This is a genomic window from Cephaloticoccus primus (genome assembly GCF_001580015.1).
Lineage (GTDB): Bacteria > Verrucomicrobiota > Verrucomicrobiia > Opitutales > Opitutaceae > Cephaloticoccus > Cephaloticoccus primus.
Map to the genome: position 1 here is coordinate 26,182 of NZ_LSZQ01000002.1, position 8,099 is coordinate 34,280.

Annotated in this window: 5 protein-coding genes and 2 tRNA genes; 5 read left to right on the plus strand and 2 right to left on the minus strand. The window is 65.0% G+C overall.

Going from position 1 to position 8,099, the window contains the following annotated elements:
- Window positions 1-60: 60 nt before the first annotated feature.
- Window positions 61-1,107, plus strand: coding sequence for an oligopeptide/dipeptide ABC transporter ATP-binding protein (locus AXK11_RS00150; RefSeq protein WP_082780693.1), 1,047 nt, complete (start codon window positions 61-63; stop codon window positions 1,105-1,107).
- Window positions 1,108-1,201: 94 nt separating this feature from the next.
- On the plus strand, window positions 1,202-1,684 hold the full coding sequence (locus AXK11_RS00155; protein ID WP_068628136.1) for a hypothetical protein: 483 nt from the start codon (window positions 1,202-1,204) through the stop codon (window positions 1,682-1,684).
- A 75-nt stretch (window positions 1,685-1,759) separates the two neighbouring features.
- On the opposite strand, the gene AXK11_RS00160 is transcribed toward AXK11_RS00155, so the two are convergent.
- A tRNA-Ser gene (locus tag AXK11_RS00160) sits at window positions 1,760-1,849 on the minus strand.
- 572 nt (window positions 1,850-2,421) lie between these two features.
- Window positions 2,422-5,697 (minus strand): carbamoyl-phosphate synthase large subunit, encoded by a 3,276-nt coding sequence (carB, locus tag AXK11_RS00165; RefSeq protein WP_068628152.1) that lies wholly within the window; start codon window positions 5,695-5,697, stop codon window positions 2,422-2,424.
- 355 nt (window positions 5,698-6,052) lie between these two features.
- Between carB and AXK11_RS00170 the strand changes: the two genes are divergently transcribed.
- The 3 genes from AXK11_RS00170 to AXK11_RS00180 all read left to right on the plus strand — a co-directional run bounded on the left by AXK11_RS00170 (window position 6,053) and on the right by AXK11_RS00180 (window position 7,652).
- A tRNA-Gly gene (locus AXK11_RS00170) sits at window positions 6,053-6,126 on the plus strand.
- A gap of 94 nt (window positions 6,127-6,220) precedes the next feature.
- Entirely contained in the window at window positions 6,221-7,012 is a 792-nt protein-coding gene (locus AXK11_RS00175; protein WP_068628153.1) for a 16S rRNA (uracil(1498)-N(3))-methyltransferase, read from the plus strand.
- A gap of 76 nt (window positions 7,013-7,088) precedes the next feature.
- Window positions 7,089-7,652: a hypothetical protein gene (locus AXK11_RS00180; RefSeq protein ID WP_068628137.1), complete on the plus strand. Its 564-nt coding sequence runs from the start codon at window positions 7,089-7,091 to the stop codon at window positions 7,650-7,652.
- The last annotated feature ends 447 nt before the right edge of the window (window positions 7,653-8,099 follow it).

Here is an 8,099-nt window from a genome sequence, read left to right on the forward strand (position 1 = left end):
ACGGGAGGGGCGGGAGCTACTAGAGGCGCGGAGCCGCTGCTCGAAGTGCGCGGACTCAAAATGCACTTCCCCGTGCGCGAGGGGCTCTTCCTGCGCGCCAGCCGCAGTAACCGCGCCGTCGACGGGCTCGACCTCGCGCTCGCCTCGGGCGAGACGCTCGGCCTCGTCGGCGAGTCCGGCTGCGGCAAGTCCACGCTCGGCAAATGCATCGTCCGGCTCTACCGCCCCACCGCGGGCGAAATCATTTTCCAGGGCAGCGACCTCGCCCACGCCAGTGGCGCCGCGCTCAAAGCCCAGCGCCGCCACCTGCAAATGATTTTTCAGGATCCGGTCGAGTCGCTCAACTCGCGCCACACCGTGGGCGACATCGTTGCCGAGCCGCTCGCCATCCACGGCCTCGGCGACGCCGCTTGGCGGCAGGCAAAGGTACGCGAGCTGCTCGACCGCGTGGGCCTGCCCGCAAACGCGGCGACGCGCTTCCCCTTCGAGTTTTCCGGCGGCCAGCGGCAGCGCATCGGCATCGCCCGCGCCATCGCGCTGGGCCCCCGCCTCATCGTGTGCGACGAGCCCGTGAGCGCGCTCGACGTGTCGATCCAGTCTCAGGTGCTCAACCTGCTCCTGGAGCTCCAGCGCGACATGCAGCTCAGCTACCTGTTTATCGCGCACAACCTCGCCGTCGTAAAACACGTGTCCGACCGGATCGCCATCATGTACCTCGGGAAAATCGTCGAGCTCGCCGAGGCCGACGAAATCTACCGGCGCCCGCGCCACCCCTACACCCGCGCGCTCATCTCCGCGATTCCCGAGCCCGACCCGCTGCGCAAAAAACAGCGGATCGTCCTTCAGGGCGATGTGCCCTCGCCCATCGATCCGCCCAGCGGCTGCGCCTTTCACCCGCGCTGCCCACACGCCACCGACCGCTGCAAAATCGAAGCCCCCGCACTGCGCGAGACTTCGCTGGCGGGTGGCGCACACGCACCAAAAGGCACGCGCCAGAATTACGGCAACAGCGAGGGCGAAAACGACAACGGCAGCAGCCGCGCCGCTCCGGCAGCGCCGCCCCCTCCGGCAGCGCGCCACCAAGTCGCCTGTCACTACGATCTGTGAAAACGCGCGGCGACAAACAGTCGTCTGCCCGCCGCAGTGCCCACCGCCCCCCAACAGCCGCCCGCGAAACCTCACGAAAACGCCCCGACGCCCGATGCACCCATTTCTGAAATGGCCGCTGGCCGCGCTCACCCTCATCGGCTCGATACTCGGCGCCGGGCTCACGCTGCTCACTATCCCGCTCGCACTCGGGCCCAGCGCGGACTCCAGCACCACACTGCCCTTCTTTGTCGCGAGTGCCTTCTACGCGCTGGGAATTGTCGCAGGCCTGCGCTTCGCAAACAACGATGCGCGGCGCGGCTTGATGCGGCTCTACTACGCGCTGCAAATCCCCTGGCTCAGCTCGCCCCTCATCGGCCTGCGCTTCGTCTCGGGCGCCAACGTCAGCGCCGCCCTCATCGGCGGCACGCCCAGCTTCAGCTACAGCCTCGGCAGCGTATGGCACTTCGGCTCCTCACACGCCGCCCCCTGGGGGCTCGGGCTAAACCTGCTCGCACTCGCCATCCTGTTTCTCCTGCGCGGCCGCCCACAAAACGGGTCGAAGACCGCTCGCCGCAAAGGCCGCCGGAAAAAATAACGCGCACACGCCCCAACCGCTCGCCGCCCATAAAACAGGGGGCCTCCCGCGCGGGAAAAATCGCCCCACCACCGCTGGCGGAGAGGGGGGGATTCGAACCCCCGTTACCCTTGCGGGTAAACCTGATTTCGAGTCAGGCGCGTTCAACCACTCTGCCACCTCTCCTTAAAAAAACTCCCCTCCCGAAAAAGAAGGGGCCGCGACCGTAGAACCAGCCCCCACCAGAACAAAAGCAGAAAACCACCCCACCCGCCAATTTGCCCTGACAAGTCGAAGCTGACGGCGAGGCAACGACTCGCCGCCCATAAAACGGGTCGAAAACCCCACTACGCGTGGGGCGGCAGGCGGTGCCTGCACCCATTTACTGTGCGGCTTGCTGTCGGGCGTTCCGCCCGACGAACAAGCCGCACAGTTGAATGAACTCCCTGAATGGGGCTCAGGTGGGAGTTTAACCCGTAAACTTTTCGCCGCGCCCAAATGGGTACGCGCTCCATCCGCATTTGATGCTTCTTCTCCTGTCGCAACGCGACAGGGAGGCTAATTTGGGAATCGTGTTTCGGCACGCAGTGCCGAAGCCGATTCCCAAATTGAATGGCACGTGGCGCCACGCCACCGCTGCACGCGTAGTGCGGTCTTCGACCGTTTCATTTGGCGGCGCACTCGTTGGTGCGCTGTCGGCTTCGACTCGGCTTTCTGGAGCGCGGATCGCTGGCGCGCGGCTCATTGGTGTGTGCGCGTTACTGCACGTTGTCTTTGTATTGCTGGATGGGTTTTACGCCGAGGGGGCCGCTGCGCAGGGCCTGGATGCCGTTGAGGGCGGCGCGCGCGCCGGTGATGGAGGTCATGATGCAGACGTTATGCGCGTAGGCGGCGGCGCGGATCGCGTTTTCGTCGCGCCGGGGGATCATGCCGCCGGGGGTATTGATCACCAGCTGGATCTGGCCGTTTTTGAGCATATCGACGGCGGTCGGGCGGCCTTCGTCGATTTTTGCCAGGCGGGTCACGGGGATGTCGTTATCGGCCAGTGTCCTGGCGGTGCCACTGGTCGAGAAGAGCGCGAAGCCGAGCGCGGAGAGTTCGCGCGCGAGCTCCACGGCGCGGGCCTTGTCGGCATCTTTGACCGAGAGGAAAACGTTACCGCTGGTGGGCAGCCCGGGCTTGGCGGCGGCCTGCGCCTTGGCGAAGGCGATGCCGAGATCGGCGTCGAGGCCCATCACCTCGCCAGTCGAGCGCATCTCTGGCCCGAGCGTGATCATGGCGCCCGGGAAGCGCACAAAGGGGAAGACGGCTTCCTTCACGCACCAGTGCCTGGGGCTGAGCTCGCGGGTGAAGCCGAGCTCGGCGAGCGTGCGGCCGGCCATGACTTGCGCGGCGAGCTTGGCGAGCGGCACGCCGATCGCCTTGGCGACGAAGGGTACGGTGCGCGAGGCGCGCGGGTTGACCTCGAGGACGTAGAGCTGCCCGTCTTTGATCGCGAACTGGATGTTCATGAGGCCCACGACGTTGAGGGCGCGCGCGAGGGCGTGCGTGGCGCGGCGCACGGTGTCGAGGATCTCGGCGCCGAGCGTGTGCGGGGGCATGACCATCGAGGCGTCGCCGGAGTGCACGCCGGCAAACTCGATGTGCTCGAGCATGCCGCCGATGACCGAGGTCTCGCCGTCGCTGATGCAGTCTACATCGAGCTCGGTCGCGTCTTCGAGGAACTGGTCGATCAGCACGGGCTTGTCGGGCATGACCTCGAAGGCCTGGCGGATGACGGATTGAAACTCCGCCTCGTTGTACACGATGAACATGCCGCGCCCGCCGAGGACGAAGGAGGGCCGCAGCAGCACGGGGAAGCCGATCTCGCGGGCGAAGCGCAGTGCTTCGTCCTGATTCATCGCCGTGCGGTTAGCGGGCTGCTTGAGGTCGAGCTCGTGCAGGATCGCGGCGAAGCGCTTGCGGTCTTCGGCGGCATCGATGCTTTCGGGCGAGGTGCCGATGATGTTGACGCCGCGGGCCTTGAGCGCGGAGGCGAGGTTGAGCGGCGTCTGCCCGCCAAACTGCACAATCGCCCCGTCGCACTTCTCCTGCTCGTAAATCTCCAGGACGTCTTCGAGCGTCAGTGGCTCGAAGTAGAGCCGGTCGCTGGTGTCGTAGTCGGTCGAGACGGTCTCGGGGTTGCTGTTTACCATCACCGTCTCGTAGCCGATCTCGCGCAGCGCGAAGCTCGCGTGCACGCAACAGTAGTCGAACTCGATGCCCTGGCCGATCCGGTTGGGCCCGCCGCCCAGGATCATGATCTTCGGCTTGCCGCTGGGCGGGCTGATCTCGTTTTCGTCGCCATAGCTGGAGTAATAATAGGGCGTAAACGCCTCAAACTCCGCCGCGCAGGTATCGACCAGCCGGTAGGTCGTAGCGATGCCGAGCTGCTGGCGGCGCGCACGGACGGCCTCGGGCTCGGCGCCGAGGAAGTGGGCGAGCTGCACATCGGAAAACCCGAACTGCTTGGCGCGGCGCAGCAGCGCGGGCTCGACCGCGGCGAGGGCCGACTCGCCTGCGGCTCCGCCGGACGCGGCGGGGCGCGACGCGCTTTTCAGCGACCGCTCCATGTCGTAGATCTCGCGCAGTTGGTGGAGGAACCACGGGTCGATTTTCGAGAGCTCGAAAATCTCGTCCACCGTCATCCCGCTCATGAAGGCATAGCGGATATAGAAAATCCGCTCCGCGTTCGGCGTGGCGAGCCGCGCGCGGATCTCGCTCTCCTCGGGCGGTGTATCGAGCCCGTGCTTGCCGCCGCCACCGCCAAAACCGTGCGCGCCGATCTCCAGTGAGCGCAGCGCTTTTTGTATCGACTCCTTGAACGTGCGGCCGATCGCCATCGCCTCGCCCACCGACTTCATCGCCGAGGTGAGGGTCGAGTCCGCGTCGGGGAATTTCTCGAAAGTGAAGCGCGGGATCTTCGTGACCACGTAGTCAATCGTGGGCTCAAAGGACGCGGGCGTGACGCGTGTGATGTCGTTGCGCAGCTCGTCGAGCGTGTAGCCCACGGCGAGCTTGGCGGCGATTTTGGCAATCGGGAAACCGGTGGCCTTTGAGGCGAGTGCCGAGGAGCGCGATACGCGCGGGTTCATCTCGATCACCACCTGGCGGCCCGTGCGCGGGTCGAGCGAGAACTGGATGTTCGAGCCGCCCGTCGCCACGCCGATCTCGCGGATCACCGCAAACGACGCGTCGCGCATCGCCTGGTACTCCTTGTCGCTGAGCGTCATCGCCGGAGCGACCGTGATCGAGTCGCCCGTGTGCACGCCCATCGGGTCGAAGTTTTCAATCGAGCAGATGACCACACACTGATCCTTGTGGTCGCGCATGACCTCCATCTCGTACTCCTTCCAGCCGAGCAGGCACTCCTCAATGAGTACCTCGTGCACGGGCGAGAGGTCGAGCCCGTTGGCCGTGATCTGCTCAAACTCCTCGCGATTGTAGGCGATGCCGCCGCCCGCCCCGCCCAGCGTAAACGAAGGCCGGATGATCAGCGGGTAGCTCCCGATCTGCTCGGCGGCGGCGCGCGCCTCGTCCATCGACTTCACCGTCTTCGAGCGCGCCACATCGAGCCCGATCTTCAGCATCGCCTGCTTGAACAGCTCGCGGTCTTCGCCCTTGGCGATCGCCTCGGGCTTCGCGCCGAGCATCTCCACGCCGTATTTCTCCAAAATGCCCGCCGCGTGCAGCTCCATCGCAAGGTTCAGCGCCGTCTGCCCGCCGAGCGTCGGCAGCAAGGCCGAGGGCCGCTCCGCCGCGATGATCTTCTCCAGAATCTCAACCGTCAGCGGCTCGATATAAGTCACATCCGCGAACTCCGGATCGGTCATGATCGTGGCCGGGTTTGAGTTCACGAGCACGATCCGGTAGCCCTCCTCGCGCAGTGCTTTGCAGGCCTGCGTGCCCGAGTAGTCAAACTCGCAAGCCTGGCCGATCACGATCGGGCCGGCACCAATGATGAGGATGGACTGGATGTCGCTGCGTTTGGGCATGGGGGCGTAAAAATCGGCCGAGGCTTGATAGCCCACTGTGGCCCCGCAAGCCCTCTTCAGGCAGCGCGCGACTCTTTTTTGGTGCGGCCTCGCAAAGTACGCCACATACGCGACGGCGGGCGCACACAACGCCCACTCCCCAAAGGCCGGCGCGAAAACGACCCAACATGCCGCCAACGAGCGACACGCGCGAAAGAGCAGCCGACGGCGAAGGCTGCCCCCGGAGCAACGGTCGAAGCCCGCGCCTGGGGAGCGTGCCCAAAAGACCGGCGCGAAAACCGCGTACCTGCACAAAACAGGCGAAGACTGGCTTGACCGCTCCGCCGCGCCGCCCTGTGTTCTCCCCGCACTCAATGCGGGTGTAGTTTAGTGGTAAAACTCCACTCTTCCAAAGTGGCCTCGTCGGTTCGATTCCGTCCACCCGCACCAGCAGCAAACGCTCAAGGCGGAGGGAGGGCACGCCGAGTGTTCCGTGTGGACTGATGCGTTGTTGCCGGAGCCGACACGCGCCAAGCTGCGGCCTGTGAACCTCATTTTATTTACGCGAGAGGAAAGCCAGGTCCCGCTGCCGCGCAGTGACGCGCGCGCGCAACACATCCTGCGCGTGCTGCGCCGCCAGGTCGGCGATAGCCTCGACGTCGGCCTGCCCGATGGCCCGCGCGGCAAAGCCACCCTGCGCCGCATTTCCGAAACGGCGCTGGAGCTCAGCTTCACCTGGGAGCCCGAGCCGCCCGCGCCCCCACCGCCCACCACGCTTATCATCGGGCTGCCCCGCCCGCAAACCGCGCGAAAGATTTTGCAAGACGCCGCCGCGCTCGGCGTCCGCCAACTCCACTTCGTCCGCTGCGTGCGCAGTGAGCCCAGCTACGCCGCCAGCCACTTGTGGCACTCCGGCGAATGGCAGCGGCACCTCGAAGCGGGCACCGCCCAGGCCTTCGCGACCGACATTCCCCAGCTCAGCCACGGGCGCACACTCGCCGAAGTTTTGGAAAAACTCACTGCCGCGAGCTCGCCCGCCCCTGCGCCCCCGCCACGGCGACTCGCGCTCGACAACTACGAAGCCCCACAGCCGCTTGGCCACTACGCGATTGGCCCGGACGAACTACTCACGCTCGCGCTCGGGCCCGAGCGCGGCTGGGCACCCGACGAGCGCGACGCGCTGCGGGCAGCGGGCTTTGCCCTCGCCCACCTGGGCCCCCGCGTACTCCGGCTCGAAACCGCCGTCACCGCCGCCCTCGCCATCACCCACAGCCTGCGAATGAGCCACGGCGCGGCGCAGCGCGCTTCCACTCCCGGAGCCGAGTCCTCCGGCTGACGCGTGAAACAGCCGCTCAGCCGTAAAAGCCCCACGCATCCTTGACGCCTCTTCCCAGGCAGACAGATTTCCCCGCATGGCCTCCGGCGGCGCAGTGCTTCCCCGCAAACTTGCCCACGCGCTCGCCCAAGAAAAACCCGCAAGGCGAGAGCAGGCCCGTGCACAGGAAGTCCCCCAACAAGCAGCAGCGCGCGAAACTATCGTGCAAGCCCACTCTACCGAAGAGCGAGTGTCTGTCCTTGAGGCCCGCTGGGAGGAGACGATTCCCGCCTTGGCCACCAAAACCGATCTGGCCGAACTCAGGACTGAGCTGGCTCAGGTCAAGTCCGACCTAGTCAAGTGGGCCCTCGGTATCGCAGCGAGTGTGCTGGTTGCTTTTATCGGCCTGCTTTTTGCCAGTCATCACTCGACCAATACTCGCTTTGATCAGGTAAACGTGCGGATTGACCAGTTACAGAGTGAGACCAATGCACGCTTCGACCAGCTCCAGAGCGACACCAACGGTCGCTTTGACCAAGTGAATGCACGGATCGATCAACTGCAGAACGAGACCAACGCTCGCTTCGATCAGATGAATGCTCGCCTGGATCGGCTCTTCGAATTGATCGCCTCCCAACAGGCCGCCAGTAAATCGCAGTAGCGCTAACGGCGTCCCAACGGGAAGGCAGCGCGGCAGGCCCCGCCGCCAAAATAAAACGAGGGCCCATGCCGGCGTGCGACTATCGAAAGCACGCCAAAGAAATGGTCTAAGCCCGTGGTGTCAGCGAGCGACACCCAATAGGGCCTGTGCCTCTGCGTGACCGTGCAGGATCTGCGGAGCTTTCGTAAAAGGGCCCGCAAACGGGAAATGAGCAAGCCCTGTGCTACCTAAGACTATATCCACCAAGTAATTGGCTCGTAGCCGAGGATGCATGATTACGCCGCCATGGACAAAATATGCGCAATTTTATGCAGGATATGCGCAATAAATAGCAGTGACACGCTTATCGGGAATTAGATTCAGTCGCTCCAAACACAACAATGCGCTGATTATTATGCTTATACGTAATTACCCCCCCCCCCCCCCCCCCCCCCCCCCCCCCCCCCC